Annotated in this window: 18 protein-coding genes and 1 pseudogene; 11 read left to right on the forward strand and 8 right to left on the reverse strand. The window is 38.5% G+C overall.

Translation table 11 applies throughout. The features are described from left to right. Positions 1-8 precede the first annotated feature (8 nt). The 5 genes from K8L98_RS02030 to K8L98_RS02045 all read left to right on the forward strand — a co-directional run bounded on the left by K8L98_RS02030 (position 9) and on the right by K8L98_RS02045 (position 3,223). Positions 9-236, forward strand: coding sequence for a sulfurtransferase TusA family protein (locus K8L98_RS02030; protein ID WP_223439130.1), 228 nt, complete (start codon positions 9-11; stop codon positions 234-236). A gap of 80 nt (positions 237-316) precedes the next feature. Then, positions 317-802 carry a DsrE/DsrF/DrsH-like family protein gene (locus K8L98_RS02035; protein WP_077363618.1) on the forward strand — a complete coding sequence of 162 codons (486 nt, stop codon included), beginning with the start codon at positions 317-319 and terminating at the stop codon, positions 800-802. Between the two features lie 28 nt (positions 803-830). Further along, positions 831-1,610: a sulfite exporter TauE/SafE family protein gene (locus tag K8L98_RS02040; protein ID WP_223439133.1), complete on the forward strand. Its 780-nt coding sequence runs from the start codon at positions 831-833 to the stop codon at positions 1,608-1,610. A gap of 117 nt (positions 1,611-1,727) precedes the next feature. Beyond that, on the forward strand, positions 1,728-1,862 hold the full coding sequence (locus tag K8L98_RS26505) for a hypothetical protein (protein ID WP_275976730.1): 135 nt from the start codon (positions 1,728-1,730) through the stop codon (positions 1,860-1,862). A gap of 398 nt (positions 1,863-2,260) precedes the next feature. Continuing rightward, complete coding sequence (locus tag K8L98_RS02045) at positions 2,261-3,223, forward strand: tRNA dihydrouridine synthase (protein ID WP_223439135.1); 963 nt, start codon at positions 2,261-2,263, stop codon at positions 3,221-3,223. A 288-nt stretch (positions 3,224-3,511) separates the two neighbouring features. On the opposite strand, the gene K8L98_RS02050 is transcribed toward K8L98_RS02045, so the two are convergent. Then, positions 3,512-4,474, reverse strand: a complete 963-nt coding sequence (locus K8L98_RS02050; protein WP_223439137.1) for a helix-turn-helix transcriptional regulator — start codon at positions 4,472-4,474, stop codon at positions 3,512-3,514. Positions 4,475-4,580: 106 nt separating this feature from the next. Between K8L98_RS02050 and K8L98_RS02055 the strand changes: the two genes are divergently transcribed. From K8L98_RS02055 to K8L98_RS02070, 4 genes and pseudogenes are all read left to right on the forward strand, one after another. Beyond that, complete coding sequence (locus tag K8L98_RS02055) at positions 4,581-5,060, forward strand: GyrI-like domain-containing protein (RefSeq protein WP_223439145.1); 480 nt, start codon at positions 4,581-4,583, stop codon at positions 5,058-5,060. A 17-nt stretch (positions 5,061-5,077) separates the two neighbouring features. Next, a complete protein-coding gene (locus K8L98_RS02060) occupies positions 5,078-5,542 on the forward strand; it encodes a phage tail protein (RefSeq protein ID WP_223439148.1) in 465 nt (154 codons plus the stop codon). Between the two features lie 480 nt (positions 5,543-6,022). Then, a pseudogene (locus tag K8L98_RS02065) lies at positions 6,023-6,369 on the forward strand (VOC family protein). A gap of 19 nt (positions 6,370-6,388) precedes the next feature. Further along, entirely contained in the window at positions 6,389-6,760 is a 372-nt protein-coding gene (locus K8L98_RS02070; RefSeq protein ID WP_223439156.1) for an MmcQ/YjbR family DNA-binding protein, read from the forward strand. Positions 6,761-6,939: 179 nt separating this feature from the next. On the opposite strand, the gene helD is transcribed toward K8L98_RS02070, so the two are convergent. Further along, complete coding sequence (gene helD, locus K8L98_RS02075; RefSeq protein WP_223439164.1) at positions 6,940-9,282, reverse strand: RNA polymerase recycling motor HelD; 2,343 nt, start codon at positions 9,280-9,282, stop codon at positions 6,940-6,942. 407 nt (positions 9,283-9,689) lie between these two features. After that, complete coding sequence (locus tag K8L98_RS02080) at positions 9,690-9,971, reverse strand: DUF4956 domain-containing protein (protein WP_223439167.1); 282 nt, start codon at positions 9,969-9,971, stop codon at positions 9,690-9,692. Between the two features lie 626 nt (positions 9,972-10,597). Between K8L98_RS02080 and psiE the strand changes: the two genes are divergently transcribed. Beyond that, the gene (psiE, locus tag K8L98_RS02085) at positions 10,598-11,062 is read left to right on the forward strand and encodes a phosphate-starvation-inducible protein PsiE (protein ID WP_223439169.1); all 465 of its coding nucleotides are present in this window, start codon (positions 10,598-10,600) and stop codon (positions 11,060-11,062) included. A gap of 499 nt (positions 11,063-11,561) precedes the next feature. Here psiE and K8L98_RS02090 read toward each other — a convergent pair whose 3' ends face one another. The 5 genes from K8L98_RS02090 to K8L98_RS02110 form a co-directional block, all read right to left on the reverse strand. Further along, the gene (locus tag K8L98_RS02090) at positions 11,562-12,980 is read right to left on the reverse strand and encodes a DHA2 family efflux MFS transporter permease subunit (RefSeq protein ID WP_420828852.1); all 1,419 of its coding nucleotides are present in this window, start codon (positions 12,978-12,980) and stop codon (positions 11,562-11,564) included. Positions 12,981-13,455: 475 nt separating this feature from the next. Further along, positions 13,456-13,668 (reverse strand): twin-arginine translocase TatA/TatE family subunit, encoded by a 213-nt coding sequence (locus K8L98_RS02095; protein ID WP_223439175.1) that lies wholly within the window; start codon positions 13,666-13,668, stop codon positions 13,456-13,458. A 44-nt stretch (positions 13,669-13,712) separates the two neighbouring features. After that, positions 13,713-15,467 (reverse strand): alkaline phosphatase D family protein, encoded by a 1,755-nt coding sequence (locus K8L98_RS02100; RefSeq protein ID WP_223439177.1) that lies wholly within the window; start codon positions 15,465-15,467, stop codon positions 13,713-13,715. Positions 15,468-16,840: 1,373 nt separating this feature from the next. Beyond that, positions 16,841-18,274: an alanine/glycine:cation symporter family protein gene (locus K8L98_RS02105; protein ID WP_223439179.1), complete on the reverse strand. Its 1,434-nt coding sequence runs from the start codon at positions 18,272-18,274 to the stop codon at positions 16,841-16,843. Positions 18,275-18,385: 111 nt separating this feature from the next. After that, on the reverse strand, positions 18,386-19,378 hold the full coding sequence (locus K8L98_RS02110; protein WP_223439181.1) for a glutaminase: 993 nt from the start codon (positions 19,376-19,378) through the stop codon (positions 18,386-18,388). A 393-nt stretch (positions 19,379-19,771) separates the two neighbouring features. Between K8L98_RS02110 and K8L98_RS02115 the strand changes: the two genes are divergently transcribed. After that, positions 19,772-21,073 carry a sensor histidine kinase gene (locus K8L98_RS02115; protein WP_275976731.1) on the forward strand — a complete coding sequence of 434 codons (1,302 nt, stop codon included), beginning with the start codon at positions 19,772-19,774 and terminating at the stop codon, positions 21,071-21,073. Positions 21,074-21,079 lie beyond the last annotated feature (6 nt).

Genomic DNA, 21,079 nt, shown 5'->3' on the forward strand with positions numbered 1-21,079 from the left:
TTTTTCAAATGAACGTAAAACAAACTTTAGACACAAAAGGGTTATCTTGCCCAATGCCAATCGTAAAAACAAAAAAAGCAATGGATGCTCTTGCCAGCGGAGACATCTTAGAAGTACTTGCAACTGATAAAGGTGCAGTAAATGACTTATCAGCATGGTCAAAATCATCTGGTCATGAACTGTTAGACCATAAAGAAGAAGACGGCGTATTCAAGTTCTGGATTCAAAAAGGTTAATAAAACATGAGGGGGGTATGTTCACATGCCTCCTTATGACATGTAAATCTAGGGGCTAATTATGAGGAGGAGATTTAATAATGGAACAACAAACACAAGATAAATCAACTATGGTCGTATTCAGCGGTGACCTTGATAAAGCGATGGCAAGTTTTATTATCGCAACAGGTGCAGCTGCTATGGGGAAACAAGTCACGATGTTCTTTACATTCTGGGGATTAAACATCTTAAGAAAAGAAGAGTACGTAAATGTGAAGAAAACATTCATGGATAAAATGTTTGCAAAAATGATGCCAAGAGGACCAGAGAAGCTTGGTATTTCTAAAATGAACTATGGCGGTCTAGGCGGAAAGATGATGAAGTATACGATGAAAAAGAAAAACATCGTAACACTTAAAGAATTAATTGAAATGGCTCAAGACCTAGATGTTAAGATGGTTGCTTGTACAATGTCAATGGATGTTATGGGTATTACGAAAGATGAACTTATTGATGGTTTAGACTATGCAGGTGTAGCTTCATATCTTGCCGATGCAGATGAGTCTAAGATCAACTTATTTATCTAATTAAAAACAGTCATGGGGAGGTGAAGTCATGGAAATAGGATTCATTATAACGATTTTTCTTATTGGCTTTATAGGTTCTTTTATATCGGGAATGGTAGGAATCGGCGGATCGATCATCAAGTATCCAATGCTTCTATATATTCCAGCGATGCTAGGCTTCACAGCATACACAGCTCATGAGGTTTCAGGTATAAGTGCTGTTCAAGTATTCTTTGCTACAATAGGCGGAGTATGGGCTTATCGTAAAGGTGGTTATTTGAACAAGACGCTAATCATCTATATGGGTACTGCCATTCTTTTAGGAAGTTTTATCGGCGGATACGGGTCACAGGGTATGACAGAGGGCCAAATCAATATTGTGTACGCAGTATTGGCTACTTTAGCTGCTGTGATGATGCTTATTCCTAAGAAGGGCATTGATGACATTCCGTTAGATCAAGTTAAGTTTAATAAATGGCTTGCAGCGGCACTAGCATTTATTGTAGGTGTAGCAGCAGGTATCGTAGGTGCAGCTGGAGCGTTTATTCTTGTACCGATCATGCTGGTTGTTCTTAAGATACCAACACGAATGACGATTGCAACATCCCTTGCTATTACTTTTATTTCTTCTATCGGTGCGACCGTTGGTAAGATTACGACTGGGCAAGTATTATTATGGCCAGCTGTAATAATGGTAGTAGCAAGCTTGATCGCGTCTCCGCTTGGAGCTCAATTCGGTAAAAAAATAAATACAAAAATCCTTCAATTTATCTTAGCAGCACTTATTATTGCAACGTCAATAAAGATTTGGCTAGATATTTTAGGATAAAAAAAGAGAAAATCCGCCTTCATTTTAGGCGGATTTTTTTAACAGGTAATAATAAATCTGCTGTCTTTATCAATTCTTAATCTTTATTGTGTGTAATGGATACAGAGGTGAGACAATATGGAGATTATTCAAATTGGGAGCATGCCTGTATCTATACAGACGCTTTCTATCTTTCTAAGCTTGGGAACTGCTTTTATAGGTTTGCTGCTGATTTACCATTATTTGATTGCCGGAAATGTTGATATAGGATAATGTGAATAAATATTTATTTTAAAGTGATAACAAATTGACCACATGATCACACGATGACCACACAGTGTAATAACTAGGGTTTCATAAATACCTAATACGACGCATTGTGAAGCGGTCGCGTGTTTGGAGTTGGTATAATAGAAAAGCAGTTGATATAGAAAAAATCTATACCATCTGCTTTTTTGTTTATAAAAATACCATTCAGGACCGATTTTCGTTAAAATAAACATTGCCGATTTTCACAATAGTTTTTCACAAATTATAAATGTCCAAATGTACTTGTGTTTGATAATAAGTTATTAAGCATGATATAAGTGTAAAAGAAGTGGAACATTTGGCTTTATATTTTTTGACCGAGAGTTTGAAGTTGTATCTATAGTGAGAGGATTGAGTTTGAAATGATAGATAATTTTTGGCGTGATTTGCCACGGCCATTTTTTGTACTTGCACCAATGGAAGATGTGACAGATGTTGTTTTTCGTCACGTAGTAAGTGAAGCCGGTCGACCGGATGTATTTTTCACAGAGTTTACAAACTCGGATAGCTATTGTCATCCAGAGGGCATGAAAAGTGTGCGTGGCCGTTTGATGTTTACAGAAGATGAACAGCCAATGGTGGCACATATTTGGGGGGATAATCCCGAATATTTCCGTCAAATGAGTATTGGTATGGCAGAGCTAGGATTTAAAGGCATCGATATTAATATGGGCTGCCCTGTACCGAATGTGGCATCGAGAGGGAAAGGTAGTGGCCTTATTCTGCGTCCAGACGTTGCGGCAGAACTTATTCAAGCAGCAAAAGCGGGCGGACTGCCTGTCAGCGTGAAAACACGGCTTGGCAATAATGATGTAAATGAGTGGGAGGAGTGGCTAACGCATATTTTAAAACAGGATATTGCGAACCTTTCTATTCATTTACGTACAAGAAAGGAAATGAGCCAAGTAGATGCGCATTGGGAGCTAATTCCGGAAATCAAAAAATTACGTGACCGTATTGCGCCAAATACGCTGCTAACAATCAATGGAGACATTCCTGACCGTCAAACCGGGCTGCAGCTTGCTGAACAATATGGTATTGATGGCGTTATGATCGGTCGAGGGATTTTTAAAAATCCTTTTGCTTTTGAAAAAGAGCCAAAAGAGCATAGCAGTAAAGAATACCTTGATCTTTTAAGACTGCAGCTTGATCTGCAAGATCAATATGCGGAAGCAGTGCCGCGTTCAATCACAGGTCTTCATCGCTTTTTCAAAATTTATGTCAAAGGATTCCCTGGAGCTGCTGAATTACGAAATCAATTGATGAACACGAAATCAACAGATGAAGTGCGTGCATTGCTTGATAACTTTGAAAAAGAATATTGATGGGACGGGGACAGTGAAATGATGTTATTCTCAAAAAGTTAGAGTGAATTTATGAATTACATCAACTCATGTGTACTTATTTTATTCAGCATCACATGTGTTGTCACATACACACCACACATGTGGAGTGTGTGGCACAGTTAGTTTTAAACGAATAAATAGGTTCCTAATAAGAAACCTGCTCCTGTTCAAATGCGTGGACGGCAAATCGGTAATGAATAACCGGGGTGCCGTCCTCTTTTACATTGATCTGATGTCTGTGACAACACCCTTAGCCTGAAGCACTTCCTATGAGCGGTACAAGAGTAATCTTTCTTGTAAACCTTCCAAGACTTCTTCTGGCATCTCCATGACCTTAACATCTGGACCTAGAAAAAGCAGCCAACTGGTTATTTCGATCAGTTCTTCGGTCTTGTTCACATTGATAAAAGTCTTTAGAATAGCTGTGGTTTGGTATGGATTTGTATAGGAAATTGAAATATTTAAAGGATGATATTTTTTGAACTGGGCGATCGCTTCTGGGCCTAGCTCAAGGACAAGGTTGTGTGCTTGTTCCTGTTTTCTTAATTTTTCTAAGATCTTTGTCTTGCTGACTCTTTTTCTTGCCGGGTAGGGTTTGACATCGGTGAGATGGTCGACAGGAATGATCTTCTTTTTTTCTTCTTTTAAGTCAAAGCCTTCAATCAACCATGCGCTTTTTTCACGATAAAGGTGCAGGAGATAAATTGGATATGACATTGTTTCCTTCTCTTCTTTAATGGTAATGAATAGATAGCTGTCTGTAAGAAGGGTTTGGATGAGTGTTTCTAACATGGGGTGTGGGAGGTCAGAAAGATCAAGCAGGTCGGGGTTATGGGGATTGGTCCCTTCAAAAAGCAGGATTTGATTTAGAAGAACAAGGTCATCCTGCTGGTTTTCGGAAATGAGGCCAAGTAATTTTTCAGCTAAAGACTGACGGCTCTTCAGGTAGGGAAGCTGCTGGTTTCTTGTGGCCATAAAGGCAATAAACAGTGCTTTGACCTCATTGTTGGTAAAACGAACATCCGGAAGGACGGAGTTGTGCATGACAAAATAACCCCCATCCCTTCCAACCTCTGCCACAAGCGGCATCCCCATGGCCTCAATTTCTCTAATATCTCTAATGGCTGTCGAACGGGAGATGTTAAACTCCCGCATAATTTCAGAAATGGTAAAGCTTGCGCGGTTATTGATATACCGCATGATGATATTAATCCGTTCAACTTTTTTCATGAGAGCTCCTAAACAGTATCATTATTTGACATGATTTAAGACTATGATATACCTAGAAAGAGAATAATACAAATCATTGAAAAAATGTAGAAAAGAGGTATTGTTAATGGCAATTTATACGCTGGAAGAAAAAGAAGGCTTTACCGTGATCGGTCTTGGAACTGAGCTTAAGAGCGATTACACAGACTATGCAGGCATAAACAAAGAAAAGTCCGATTTCTGGCAAGCTGTCAGCCAAGATGGAAGACTGGATGCTTTAAAATCCATGGCTTCCAATGACTTCGTTTTTGCTGTGAACGAAGCGGTAAATAACAAGATGATGCATTATGCTGGTGTCATGACAGAGGAACCGGCACCAGAAGAAGCGAGAGTAATCCAATTTCCTAAAGGGGAATACGTAGTGGTTAAAGGGGAAGGAAAGACAGCTGATGATTTGAATAACAAGCTTGCTGCTGTTGCCTTTGGTCAAGTCTTTCCAGAAGCAAAGGATGTTGCCTATGTTGGCGGACCAAATGCAAGTGTTGAGATTGAGCATCGAAACGGCATGATTTATGGTGAAATGTGGATTCCTGTAGTCAGAAAATAAGAAAAGGAGGAAATGCAATGTCCTGTATAGTTGATTATAAAAACGTGTCAGCAGCTGGTTTAGAATCTTCATCTGCAGCTGAAGCTCTTGCTGGTTTACGTGCAAATGAATCCCGTTACTTTATGAACAAATACAAACACGAATTTGCGGTTGTACCAGCGAGAGAAAGCCAGGAGACGCTCGATTATGTGAACCGGATTTTAAAGGAGGAACGTGATATCGAATTTGCGGCCAAACCATTGGAAACGTCCAGGTTTCAAGTGGCAAATATTAAATTTGCCTACGTCTTTTATGAGGATGGTCTCGCGGTCAACGTCATGTATACGGTTGATGATCAGAAGAAGCGGGCAGTGGGTTTTAAGCTTTCTGAGGGAATGGAGATACCAAAGGAGTTAGAAGGCAAGTTTAAGTTTGCTAGACAGAAGTCTAAACTCGCTGGAACCATCCGGGGCTCGTTTTTTGTCATCAAAGGAGAATATTAAGGTAGCGCAGTAAAGTGAAACGGAAAACAATTTTATTGAACAGGAAGATAAATAAACTCACCAGCAAATCGCCAGTGTTGCTACAAACACTCAAGGAATGTGGAATGTGTGACAAAGCTCGTTTTAAATTATGAAGCAGAAACCATTAAAAGGTTCCTGCTTTTTTTCATTGAGATTAAATGTAGGATTCAAAGGTTGATTTCATGATAAAATAATATTGGGAAATTACGGAAAGAGAAAATTGTGAAAAAAAAGGCAACAATATTAAGCACTTGATTGCCCTTTAGACAACAGGTGTTTTTGTCTTTTTGACGATATGAACGACACTTATGTGTTACGAATCACAGGAGCCATAAATAAAAAACGCAAGACTTCTGTAAGAAAATGGGATAAATCATTGAACTTGGGTAAGAGATTGATTTTCTATAAAGAAGTATTATGAAAATTATCATAAATTATTGCGGGATATGGGAGGTACTCATGGGAAGATTAGTTCATTTTGAAATTCATGTAAGTGACATGAAACGGGCAAAGAAGTTTTATGGAGAGGTATTCGGATGGTCATTTCATGATTGGAGTGAGTATGCAGGAATGCCTTACTTTGGAGCAGTGACTGGCAATGAGAATGAACCTGGAATCGATGGTGCACTGATGCAGAGGCATAGTAGTGCAGCGCCGGAAACAAACCAGCCTTTAAATGGATTTGCTTGTACGATGGGAGTGGAAAATTACGATGTAACAGAAGCTAAAATTATTGAGAATGGCGGCATATTGATACCGAAGGCAATACATTCGGAATTCATCAGCCCGATGCGAATGCAAAATAGAATTTAGGTGAATAAAAACATGAAATCACAAGACACGGCAGGCATGCTTGAAAATTTGCGCAATATCTGTCTTGCACTGCCCGAAGCTGTTGAAATAATCGACGGTTTCGGCCACAATACGTTTAAAATTAATGGAAAATCATTCGTGATATCAGGTGAAAGCGAAAAAGGATTCAGCATGTCGTTCAAGTCAGATCGGGAAACTCAAGAGTTATTGCTGCAGAAAGAGCATTTTTTCAAAACCCCATATATAGGACATCACGGCTGGGTATCTATTCTAAATCCGGATGGGGAAGACTGGGATGAATTGACCGATCTAATTCAAGAAGCCTATTTACGTGCGGCACCGAAACGTTTGGTTAAGAAATGGATTGAGCTGCATAAAAAATGAAGAAAGGCAGAATGTCTGCCTTTCTTTTTTTCGTTCTTTTATCAGCTTTTAAAGATACTAGTAGACAAAAGTAACAATTGAATTCACCTGCCCGCATACGATCATGAAAGCCCTGAAATCTGTTTTTTATATTCATATCAGTTTGGGGTCCATTAAAGTGAAGATCCCCTGCCAGTCCTTTAAGTCAATCTCAGAATGAAACTCTCCGGCGGAACATTTTGCAAAAAGGGACTTGGTTCGCCTGCACTGTATAGCTGCAAGTGATGCAAAGCCCGGGTGCAGGCGGTGTAGAACAATCTGCGCAGGCTCTCATCGCCGTATACTTGCGCAGATGCGTCATAAATGATGACGGCGTCGAATTCGATGCCTTTGGCTAAATACGCCGGTATGACAACAACGCCTTGCTCATACTCAACCGAGCTGTTCTTCACCAGCTTGATTTCTTCGACACTGCCCAAGGCCTCGTACGCATAAGTGCTTTCCGCAGCGGATTTGCATATAATCGCGATCGTATTATACCTGCGATGCCGAAAGTCCGCGACTGTAGACGCGATGCGGCGGTGCAGTTCGGCACGATCGGACAATTGTGTCAGCACAGGCTTCTCGCCGTCACGTTCAAAAGCGGTAATCCGTTCTCCGTCAGGCACGAGTCCGCGTGTAAATTCGGTAATCGGTTTTGTGGATCTGTAGCTGCGGCTCAGGATTATCGCATCTGTTTCATCCGGTCCGTATAAGCCGGTAAGGGTGTGAAAATCGGCCATTTCGCTGGCATGGACGAATATAGCCTGGTTAAAATCTCCGAGTACGGTCATCTTTGCGGAAGGAAATAAACGTTTCAAAAACTCAAATTGAAACGGAGAATAATCTTGTGCTTCATCTATAAGCACGTGCTTAATTGAGGTGTTTGTCTGAAACCCTTGAATCTGCTCTTTCAAAAGTAAAAACGGAGTAGCATCTTCGTAAAACAGCTTGCCTTCGTCCATCATATTCATTGTCAACAGGCAAATATCCTCCCACTCCTCAGGTGTTTTCCCGGCCATCCACAATTTGATCCGCGCTGGATTGGAAAAAAGCTGCTTGTAGATTTCCGTAAAGTTGACGAAACGAAGCGTTCGAACCCATTTCCGGAGCGGCTTCAACTTCTTGCGGACGATCATTCTCCCTAGCACTTGGATTTCTTTCTCGTAATCGTCAAGCATGTCTACCTTATAGCCTTGTTTTTTCTGTAAGTAGTTATAAGCCTTTTGATACTCATCTTTGCTGAGCAATTCGATTTCTTCCTGTACCCACGACTTGGTCAGCTCGGATTTTTCCATTTCATCGATTCGCTTGTTTAGCCATTCTGTCAACTTCTCAATCCTGTTGTAAAAACGGAGAGAGGTATCGCCGCTATAAAACCTTTCCGAGATTTGTTTGGCGGAGACTAGTGGTTTTCCTCTGAATTTAATTCCTTTGAAGATCATACCGGATAATTCCAGAGACTGACTGTATGTTTTGATTGTCTCGAAAAAAAGGGCCGATGCCTTGAATCGGATGCTCGCAGTCCTGGTCCGGCGGTACGGGTCATCCGTGGCAGTCAGCACATATTCCAATTGCTCATAAGGATCCTCGACTTGAAATGCGCTGCTCAGCCGATGGTACAAGTATTCTTGGAAGGTAACCTGCTGCATATTCTCTTCGCCGAGTTCAGGCAGGACATTGGATACGTAGCTGTTAAACATCGAGTTAGGCGAAAATAGAATGATTTGATCGGCCTTCAGCCTATCTCGATATTTGTAGAGCAAGTAAGCGATCCGCTGCATGGCAGCCGATGTCTTTCCGCTGCCGGCGGCGCCTTGCACTATGAGCAGCCGGCCGCTGACATGCCGAATGATCCGGTTTTGCTCCTGTTGAATGGTGGCCACTATGCTGTGCATATGTTTATCTGTTCCTTTGCCCAGAACCTGCTGTAAAATCTCGTCTCCAATGGTGAGACTGGTATCGAACATTGATTCAACTACGCCCGCGCGGATGATATATTGCCACTTTATCTCAAGCTTGCCTTGAATGACTCCTCCGGGTGTAGTGTATTCAGCCGGACCGGGCGGATAATCGTAGTAGACACTCGAGACCGGCGCCCGCCAGTCATAAATCAGGAAGTTCTCTCCGCTTGTATCCGTTAGCGTTGAAATGCCGATATAGATTTTTTCTGCTGTCTGAGTTCCTTCTTCAGTGAAATCGATACGTCCAAAATAAGGCGCTTTATGCATACGCTGCAGGACAGATTGCCGGTTGGAGGCATGCCTGTGGGTGCTTTGGCTTACGGTCAGGGCTTGAGCCTGCTGTCTTAAGCCGATGATCGTTTCGAGATAATCGTCAAAAGTATCTGTGTTAACCTTGACTTCATCCCAAAAGTGTTTTTGAATATGGACTACTTCTTTTCGACGCCGGCCAGTTTCGTCTTCCAGCTTGCCGATTTGCTCCGTGATCGTCTCGACCACGTTATCCAATCGTTCTTGCTCCTGCCGAAGTTCATTATTCATACAAGCACTCCTTCAAAAAATGAAAATAGGGATTGACTGAAGACAATTTTTAGTGTAAGATTAAAATAAGGATAATTATATATTATAATCTACAAAAAAGTGTTTCTATCATAATTTAACACAGTTTCTCGTTTTTATCAATGTATACTTGAATATGAAACCGCGGCTTTTTATTAGCTGCTAAATAAATAGTTAAACAAGGCGAGCATAGGATTAACTACGCTCGCCTTGTTTATTACACCAATGGTCTCTTTGATTAAGCCGTAAAATTGCCGTCATAACTTAACATAATCGCCGATTTAACGCCTTCCATGCTTGAAATATTATTAATGAAGCTCATGTCATTCTCTTTGACGCGGATTTCGTAGGTCACTTCAAAATCATTACCGGGCATAACCGATTTTGATTTAAGGGAATGTTTTTTTTGCATGTCCGGAAATAACATGTTCAAGAGAGTTTTCAATGGATGTTTCATTGTAGCGGACGACTAATAAATAAGGATTTCCAACGGTAATGCGATTAATAAATATGATCAAGACTAACCCGATTAAAATAGAACCGATAATGGCGAGCGGAATGAAGCCTGCACCGCATAAAATACCGGCAACAATCGCCCAGAAAATATAAACAATATCCATAGGGTCTTTGATGGGTGTTCTAAAACGAACGATTGATAATGCGCCGACCATGACTCATATCTATAAAAGAAAAAGGCCATTCATTTTGAACGGCCCTTTTCTTTGTGTCTAAGTATCGTTTAAAATGGGCCCACCCCTGGTTGTTTGGCCAGGGAATAAAAAATCCAAAGATCATAAGGGTGAACATTTTGAAAACTTTTGTGAACAATGTTTAATTAATCAGCGTTTAAAATTCATATTTATTGCTCTTGATCCTTGAACAAAAAATGTTATATTTTCTTCCATTTTATATTTTTTGTGTTAGATAATGTTCCTTTTTTTAACCGGAATTCCATTTGAGGTGATACTATATAATAAATTCATGTAATGGTGAGTCAATTTGACAATCAAGAAGGAACAAAATTCCTTGTCAACAGCTGCCCGTGAAACAATTGTAATCTTAGTAAGAAAACGACCGAATTTGAAGACAATGTATTAGTAAGGATACATCAAAACGTCAAATACAAAAAGTATAGTAAGCATGTTCATGTCAGGCGCACAAGCTGTACGATGACTTTTCATGCTTCTGGAAAAGACAGCAAAGATGCTGTTAGGCCATTAAATACGATTTATTACAAAGTGATAATGGAATAATCGTGCAGGATTGTGTCTGCGAAGATAAAGGGGGTTATCAATGAATGAGGGAGACATGGAGGATTACCTCGCAAAAAGCGATTTTTGAGTTCAGTAAACTTCCGGCTTTTCGTATCGCTATCCCATCAATATTACAATTTATCTTAAATGCATCATTAATCATACTTGCGACGGTTTTATGTATTTTAATGGCTAAAGAAATCATTCATTTTTTAGAATTCATTGTCACATCTGATAAACCCAATTTTCAACATTTCCTCGAACAGATCCTTGTCTTTTTTCTCTATTTTGAATTTATCTCAATGATCTTAAAATATTTCCGCGAAAACTACCATTTTCCGATGCGATACTTTCTCTACATTGGCATTACAGCAATGATCCGTTTAATTATTGTTGATCATGATGACCCATTCAATACATTATTACATGCTTTCGTTATCCTCATTTTAATTTTAAGCTACTATATTATTAACAATACACCTGCCAGGAAATCCTCCAATGCTAAATAATAGGTTAGAATTCGATGATGCCAGGCTTGCTGTCAATACGATTACGTTGTTTACATGTCTTCAATGTAAAATTTTTTTTGAATTAAAGACTTTTTACTCCTAAGGATAGATAATCGTGTATTTACAACGTTAAGGGTATTAGAGCATTAAAAATCCCAATTTCTCATTGTTATAAATGAGAAATTGGGATTAAATTATTCAACATTTTTTAAGAACTTTTTTAGCATTATTGTATTATTTTTCTTTTCCAATTTTCAGAAAGAAACGAAGCTATGTCGCAGTAGGAGGAGGGTTTACAGCCGTGAACTTTAGTAAGTTATAAACATTACCTATTAAAATCTAAAAGTCCGATATAAAAACACCCCTCCGGCTACTCATAACCAGAGGGGTAAAACATCGTACCTTTTTATTAACATCGCAACTTTGATTCAAATCTGCACTGAAAGATCAATCATTCTTATTGTGGTTATGTGCCAGTCTGAAATGAGTTACCTCTTTGTCAGTTCACAGCACCTTGCTTCATTTTCAAACTCTGTTCTTCAGGCACAGCCCGTTTGATAAATAATGAAACGATCCATGCGATGGCAACTAGTCCGAATGCAAACAGGAACGCGCTTTTCATTCCAGAAATCATCCCTAGAATTTGTAAGGTAGCCGCGTCTTCCTTAATCAGTGTATTTTCCATAAAACGAGCAGAACCATTGGTCATGATAGAGACAAGCAATGCTGTCCCGACGGCGCCGGCAACCTGCTGAAGCGTACTGATAATAGCCGTACCGTGCGGATATAACGGAGGCGGCAGTTGATTCAAAGCGTTGGTCATGATCGGCATCATAACCATTGAAATCCCCAGCATTAACAGCGTATTGAAAATCATAATCGTGCTGTAGGAGGTTGACACTGTGATAAAGGCAAATTGCCACAGTGTATTCGCGATCAGCCCCAACCCGATAAGTGCAAGCCACTTGGCACCAAATTTATCAAATAACCGGCCTGTAATGGGTGACATGATCCCCATGACAATCCCACCCGGAAGCATGACCAAACCTGCCTTCAACGGACTGTAACCTAACGCATTCTGGAGAAAAATCGGCAGCAGCATCATCGCTGAAAACATCGCCATCATGATAATCATCATAATCAGCGTTGACATCCTGAAAATGTTGTATTTAAAAGTTCGTAAATTCAGCAGGGGCTGTGAAATCGTCAATTGCCTCCAAGTAAACAAGGCTAAAGAAACAACGCCGATTGCAAGTGGGATGAGAACTTCATAGCTCGACCAACCACCCTGTCCTTCTCCGGAACTGCTGAATCCGTACACAATCCCCCCGAATCCTAAGGTTGAAAGGAGAAGCGAAAGCGGATCAATCTTCGGATTACTTGTCTCCGTCACGTTTTTAAGCTTCATAAATGCAAAGATAATAACAATCAGTGCGATCGGCAGAACGCCGTAAAAGAGAACCCGCCAGCTGAAATGCTCTACAATGATCCCTGATAGAGTAGGCCCAATCGCGGGAGCAAACGTAATGACAATTCCAATGGTCCCCATTGCCGAACCCCTTTTTTCAATAGGAACGATTGAGAATACCACATTGGTCAGTAAAGGAAAGAGCAGCCCTGTACCCGCTGCCTGAAGCAGCCTTCCGATTAAAAGCATTTCTATCCCTGGTGCGATAGCCGCTACAAATGTCCCCGCCGTAAACAATCCCATAGCTCCAAGAAATAAGCTTCTTGTCGTGAAACGCTGAATTAAATAAGCGGTGACCGGTATAAGTACACCTATAACAAGGAGATAACCAGTAGTCAGCCATTGCGCGGTACTCGGCTCAATTCCGAAGTCATCCATAATTTTTGTTAAGGCTACGTTAAGCAGCGTTTCATTTAAAATGGCTACAAACACACCCAGAATCATAATCATGACCAGCAAAAAATTTTCTCTGCTCCCGAATGTTCCTCCGTTTTGAGCCGATTCGTTTTGATTTTTCAAATTCTTTCTCCTTTCATTTGCAAAATGCCTAATTAAAATATTGTTGCATCAACGTCAGAAAAGTAACAATGATAGGATCGTAAGTTCAGAACATTTGAAGTTGCTGTGCATTACTTTCTCGTTTCATTTCTTGTTGTGTTCAGGCGTGATGAAATCATCTGCTACAGAAAAATACTCAGTCGCTATCCTGCACCTGCTTTCTGTCCATATTCTTTTATTCTTGCCAAATACAGAACAAATATTCGCATTAATATTACCACATAAATGGAACTTTTGCCAAACGATGAAACCTAAAACACGTGAGTCTTCACCAAGGATATGCTTCCTATTGTTGGGGATTTAGAATAGAAGAATTATTTTAGTGAGCTGTAATGACAAAAATAGACGGGTTGCCCCGCCTATCTTTTCAAACGACTGATTTATTTTGTTTTTTTTCAACAGATATTAATTCCTCTTTTTCTTTCTTTTCCTCTGACAATAATCCTTTTGTCGCACTCTTGAATTCTGTTAAGGTGCGTCCAAAAGCTCGTCCAATTTCCGGAAGCTTTGAAGGGCCAAAAATAATCAAAGCGATAACTAGAACCAGAATTAACCCTGGAATTCCAATGTTTGATAACATATACACACTCCTAATAAATTAATGATTTTATAAGGTGAAGTGAATTAATTCATCACTTTGTCGTGTTTTTTGTCCGTTTGTTTTTCATGTGCACGGCCATGGGCACGGTTGCGGTCTTCCTCCACTTCATTGGAAACTTTAACTCCTTGTGGAACTTGATTTGTCTCTACTTTATTCAAGCCCAGGCCATCTTTTTTATAAACAAATGAAGCTCTTGTTGAAATGGCGGCACCCGGTTCTGTCACAAATGGAATTACTCTGTAATCAGCTTGCCATCTATCCGGTGTGACTGTACAGCGGACATATCCGCGATAATTATTAAAGAATTTAATATGGGGGTTTTCCCCTAAAATATGATCTGTATCTGCTCTTTCATCGGACCCGTTCCCACCTGAGGTGATGGAGGTGCCTACAAATTCTGCACCAATTTTCTTGGCGTTTGGATTGTTGAAATCTTCCAATAGGTTGGATGCCCAGCTTGCATGAACATCACCCGTAATTACTATTAGATTGTTCATATTCTTGCTGCTGACGTAATCTATGATGCGCTGGCGTGCAGCCGGATAGCCGTCCCAGGAATCCATACTGTATATTGGTGCAGAACTAGTCCCGAAATTCCATTTGGCAAAGAAAATCTGTTGTGCAAGCACATTCCAGTGAGACTTCGAATTGCCAAGATTTCGCAGCAGCCAATCTTCCTGGTCTTTTCCAAGGAGCGTGCGAGCAGGATTCATAGATTCTGGCGATGGTGCTTTGTTTCCGTCATCATTTGCCTGATCATCACGATATTGACGTGTATCCAGTACATTAAAAGATGCTAAATTACCGAACGTAAAATCACGATAGAGCTGCATATCGGCACCGTTTGGCAACGATGATATACGAAGAGGCATGTGCTCGTAATAGGCTTGATATGCAGCTGCGCGGCGTTTAATAAATGCTTCAACAGATTGGCCCTTCTCAGGAATAATATTTGCGTAGTTATTTTCGACTTCATGGTCATCCCATGTAACAACCCAAGGAAAAGCAGCATGAGCAGCTTTAAGATTCGCATCTGAACGGTACTGGGCATGACGATTTCGGTAATCTTCAAGCGTGATAATCTCCGGACCGCTGTGAGTACGAACATTTCCTGTTCCTGATACATATTCATTTGGACCGTACTCATAAATATAATCTCCTAAATGGAATACAAGGTCTAAATCTTCTTTAGCCATATGTTCATATGCTGTATAGTAGCCATGCTCATATTGCTGGCAGGAAGCAAAAGCAAATGTCATGCGGGCAACATCGGCACCAGCTGCTGGAAGTGTCTTCGTTTTTCCAACAGGGCTTAGTTCATGACCAGATATAAAACGGTAATAGTAAATTTTGTCCGGTTTAAGTCCATCCACTTCTACATGAACAGAATGAGCTAATTCTGGTCTAGCAATGACTCTTCCTTGTTTTACAATTTTATGAAAATCCTCATCTTTTGCCATTTCCCATTTGACTGGAACAGACTGATTTGGCATCCCACCCCCATTAAGCGGATCAGGAGCTAATCGTGTCCATAAAACAACACTATCGGAAAGAGGGTCACCAGAAGCAACACCGAGTGTAAAGGGATAGCTTTGAAACTTTGGTGCGGCACTAACTTTTGATTCTCCTAAACCCATTGAACCGGCGATGGTTAATCCTAAAGATAGACCAGCAATTTTACCTGCTCCCTGTAGAAAATTGCGACGATTAAACTCTTTCTTCTCTAAACTATCCAAATTCAACTTCTTAATCAATTCATCAATTTGTCTTTCCGGCATCCTTATTTTCCCCTCTCTTAAAAAAACTATAAATTCGACATTTATTATAGATAGCTTTTATTAATGATTTATAAAGAATTGTTAAGAGACCAATATGTATCTTTCAAAAAATAAGCTAAATGTAATGAGACTTTTATATTGGAAAAATTCAATATCTCCAAAATTACAATGAAAAAATGTTTTTGTTTTATAAATAGTGACAAATTCTTCATTGTTCACGGTCTTTCGCTCCTGTATTTCTTTACTTTATTTTTAAAGAAATATAACAAAAAATAGTAAAATATTTCGGATTAAGCTCTTTGATATGATTTTGATTTTCTATATCTAGATTCACCCTATAGATCAGCTAAAATATACAACCTTAACGTCAAGTTCCGGGTCATCAACTAATTTTACTTTGTTAATTTATATAGTTTTTCAGGAGGAGAATGATGGCTGCTGTATCAAAGAATTGATAAAGCAATACGAAACCAGCTTCCGTGATGAAAAGGGAGTAAAAGCAACCTATGATTGTTTGTTCTTAACCATTTTGAAAAAGGGGCATCAATATCAGTTCAATAAAAAGGATAAAGTAATAATGGACCGTTTAATTGAATAAGAAATTAATTGCTCAGCAAAGAATCGGGGATACTAATCAAACAAATTATAAGAGTGCTTTATGAATATTCTTAATTTCAATTATTGTTTTGTATCCTACTCAAACAAATGCCATTACGTTGCTTGCAGTATTGTATTAGAGCCATTATATAAAAATTTAAAACTTCTAAATCATTATATAATCGGAACATTAACGATAATCCTATTAACTAGAATTCTGCGATATAACAACGATTCATAAAGGGGTTTTTTTGGGGAATTTCAACGTGTTTTGTATTTTTCCGTATGATTTTGTAGTTCATATTATAAATTAAAGCTAAATCTAATTCGGAGAAAGTAGGTGAAAAGAAAAGGGGTCATACTACATCTTTACTATCCTGCTACTTTAATTTTAGGATTCTATGAGGGAAGGTATTTTCGGCTTTAAAATGCAAAATTCTCAATCAATCTATGGAAAAGGCTAAAGAATGCTTAATTGGAGGAATTTTTCTCGTGTGGATAATCACTGCCCATTTAAAGAACAATATCAAAATGTATGAATTTGACAATAAAAAAGAAGCCAAAGAAGCTTTTGAAAGAATTCAAGGTTATAAAATACTTACCGAAATAATTTACTTTAATGATTATTGTTTAGTTAACTCATAAAAATCTGGAAGCATCTACAGTCGATTTAACAGATCTTCCTTTTCAAATTTTAGTGTTAATTTAGATGGCGAGCTTGTAACAGAAACAAGCTAAAGATGTCCAGACCATAATGTGTCTGGACATCTTTATTGTTAGATGACATTTTCCTTCTTTAAGGCTGAATCAGATTGAGCGTGTTCCCAACATTCAATGTTTTCATGATTCTTAATAGTATCTTTATAAAATACAGGATCTTTACCATCCTTTTTCTGGTTTATGTAATCGTTTAATGCAGCAAAGGCCACTTTTGATAATAAAAGAATGGCAATCAAGTTTACGATAACCATGAAGCCCATAAATAAATCGGCCAAATCCCATACAAGTTGAATCTTTGCAACTGAACCGAATATAATCATGGCGAATACGCTTATTCGGTATAGCATCAACCATGCTTTACTTGTGTGTAAAAAGCGAATGTTTGTTTCCCCATAATAATAGTTACCAATTAACGCACCGAATCCAAATAGGAAAATAAAGATGGCAAGACAGCCTGATGCCCATGAACCGATGTGTTCACTTAATGCTGCTTGTGTAAGTGCAATACCATTTAGCCCTGGTTGTTTGTAAGCATCAGAAAGTAAAATAATAAATGCTGTGCTTGTACAGATGATCAGTGTATCCGTTAGTACGCCAAATGCTTGAATAAGTCCTTGTTTCACCGGATGACTTGTTGTTGCTGTTGCGGCAACGTTTGGCGCACTCCCCATACCAGCTTCATTCGAGAATAAGCCACGTTTAACTCCATTCATGAGCGCAGCGCCGAGTGAACCGCCTGCTACTTGTTCAAAGCCAAACGCGTTTTTAACAATAAGAGAAAGAATTTCCGGCATTTTTGTTATGTTCGTAGCTATAACAAATAATGCAATACCAATGTATAACACAGCTAAAAGCATAACCTTGTACTCAGCAATTTTTGCAATACTCTTCACACCACCAAAGATAATCGCCGCGAAAACAAGTGCCATGATAATCCCTAAAGTTAAACGATCTGTACCAAATGCGTTCTCAAAAGCAATTGTAACGGTATTTGATTGTACAGAATTGAATACAAGACCGAAAGAAATCGTAATTAAAATGGAGAATAATACTCCCATCCAACGTTTGTTTAATCCTTTTTCCATATAATAGGATGGACCGCCGCGGAAACCGTCTTTATCTTTTACTTTATATACTTGTGCTAACGTACTTTCAATAAAGCTGGATGCTGAGCTAATAATAGAAATAATCCACATCCAGAATACCGCTCCAGGACCGCCTAATGCAATCGCAATCGCAATTCCTGTGATATTACCTGTTCCAACGCGTGCCGCCATACCAATACAGAACGCTTGAAATGGGGAAATGCTGTCTTTAGAACCAGTTCTCCCCTCCATTAAAACACGGACCATTTCCTTCAACATTCGAAACTGTACAAATTTCGATTTAAATGTGAAATAAAGACTGAATAAAACTAGCATAATAATCAATAACTTTGACCATAGAAAATCATTTGTTAAGCTAATAATATCTTGAAGTAATTGTTGCATGTTCATCACTCCTGTAAAAGTTTAGTAGTTTGATAGCAAAATCTAATGATATAGCGACTTATTGTCTTCCTTTATTATTTTCACCAGAAGCAAAGTTTCTACATTATGCTTTTAGAAAATACTCAGATCCCATTCTTGTGCTATATGTTTCAATAACAAAACACCTGTCAGGCTATTCCCATAATCATCTATAGCTGGTCCATATATACCAATACCACATCCAGTTTGAAATGGCAGATCTTTTCTAACGCTTGAAGGTACTAGTGCCATAATGCCTCCAGATACACCACTTTTGGCTGGCAAACCGACAAATGCTGCAAATTTACCAGAAGCATTGTACATACCACAAGTAAGCATTAATGCTTTGGCTAATTTAGCCACATTTTTAGGCAGGACTTGCTCTTTACGAATTGGATGATATCCATCATGTGCAAGAATCAGTCCAATCAACGCTATGTCTTCTGTGTTAACTTCTATTGAACATAGCTTTAGGTAAACCTCTAAAGATTCTTCCACCTCCGATTCTAAAAAACCGGTCTCTTTTAAATAATAAGCTAAGGCTCTATTTCGATGAGCTGTCTGCCACTCTGATCGAAACACTTCCTCATTGATGGTCGGGCGTTTCCCTATCATTTTTTCTATGAATACATAAAGAAATTCTAATTTATTTTGTGATGATTCCCCTGGGAGTAATGAAGCTATGGTAATCGCTCCAGCATTGATCATGGGATTAAACGGCTTTCCTGGTTTATGCATCTCTAAACGAATAATGGAGTTGAAGGCATCTCCAGTTGGTTCCACATCCACCCGTTCTAACACATAAGGAATACCGCGACTCAAGCATGCAGCTATAAAGCTGATCACTTTTGAGATACTTTGCAGCGTGAAAGAGACTTCACAATCCCCTGACTTTATCATTGTTCCATCTGGTACAATGATGCAAATGCCTAAATGGGATGAGTTTATCGTTCTTAAAGCAGGAATATAATTTGGGGTTTGTCCATTAGGAGAATATGATTGATAGTGTGCTACCCATTCATCTAAGTAAGCTTTACTTTGACTATACATCTGAACGTTATTCTCTTTTATTCTATCTTCAACCATATTCTTTCACTCCTCTAATTTGTACGCTTTCACAATTTTTCAATAAGGATGCCTGTAATAGTTTTTGCTGAAATAATCACATAGTCTGTTTGAAAATATTGTAAAAACAGTATCGTTAAGCGCTTTCAATTATGGTCTGCAAAAACTTAAATTAAATTTATAACTGGAACTACATGATCATACAAAAAACTACAAATTTTCAAAAAAAAAATAAAGGTTGAACTATATGACAAGTATGGTGCTAATATTATCAATAGATAAATAGAGTATTGTTGAAGATTAGCCGTTTCAGAATGGTCAAGTTTTAATAGCTTATTTTTATAATAAAGTAAGCGTTGTTTTGATGCAGATAAAGCTATATACTGATTTTCAGACAAAATTGGGAGGATCATCATGAACTTTAGTACTTTAGCGAAAAAAGACGTTTATATTCTTGTTCTGATGTTGCTTACAGTGCCACTGGCAGGTGAAATAAAGTTTTATCCATTAAATGAAACGTTTCGAGTAAGTTTTGGGGCACCGGCATTTTTCTTTTTTTTATTATTACTGCAGAAAATACCAGCAGTTTTATCGGGTATTTTGACAGGAACGATTGTTGTTAAATTGCGAATTCTATTAGACTTTATTCAGCAGGAGAATTTTGACTGGACATCCTCTTTCCTAGTCCAATATCCCAGTTTTTTCTTTTACTTCACATATTCTTGCCTCTTTTATTTAATGAAAACCAACCGTTTTCATAACAGACCTTTGATAATCGGATTTTTCGGCCTCATAATCGAAATATTGTCTGACTGTGTAGAAATAATCATTCAATATTTCGTGTTGAAAACAACAATTACGTTTGCGGATCTAAATGAAATGATCATGGTTGCTTTTGCTCACAGTTTTATTGTTCTAAGCTTTTTTAATATGATGAAACTGTATGAAGCACAGACGAGGGAACGACAAATAAGAGAACAAAATGAACACATGTTAATGCTTATTTCCAATTTATATGAGGAAACAGTTCATTTAAAAAAAACATTAAAAAATGCAGAGAATATTACAAAAGAATCGTATCATTTATATCGGAATTTAAAAGAACAGGAAAAAGAACAGAATGTATTTAAACAGCAGTTTAGTCAAAAAGCGTTGCGTATTGCTGGTGAAATACATGAAGTTAAAAAAGATAACCAACGAATTTTTGCAGGTCTCTCTAAATTGATTACTAATGAAAGTTTAAAGGACTATATGAGTGCTGCTGAAATCATTCAATTAATTATACAAATCAATAAAAAATATGCCTTTTCATTAGGAAAAGATATTAAATTTTTATACTCGGTAGAAGGGAACCATCCAAATTATCATGTATATACTTTGTTATCTCTCATCAATAATTTAGTAGCAAATGCAGTAGAAGCAATTAAAGAGAAGGGAACAGTCAGTTTAAGTTTGGGTAAACTTAACGATACTGCAGAAATTCAAATTGCTGATAGCGGACCTGGCATCCTGCCAAAATATGAGGATGCTATCTTTAAACCTGGATTTACCTCGAAGTATGACCATTTAGGAACACCTTCAACAGGGATTGGGCTCTCATATGTAAAAGAAGTAGTGAAAGACCTTGGTGGAGAGATCATATTTCAGAATAAACATAACATCGGTGTCGTTTTTTTGATAAAGTTACCGATTCATAATTTGATTCAGAAAGGGTAGGGTGTT

The sequence above is a fragment of the Metabacillus dongyingensis genome, assembly GCF_019933155.2.
Classification (GTDB): Bacteria; Bacillota; Bacilli; order Bacillales; family Bacillaceae; genus Bacillus_P; species Bacillus_P dongyingensis.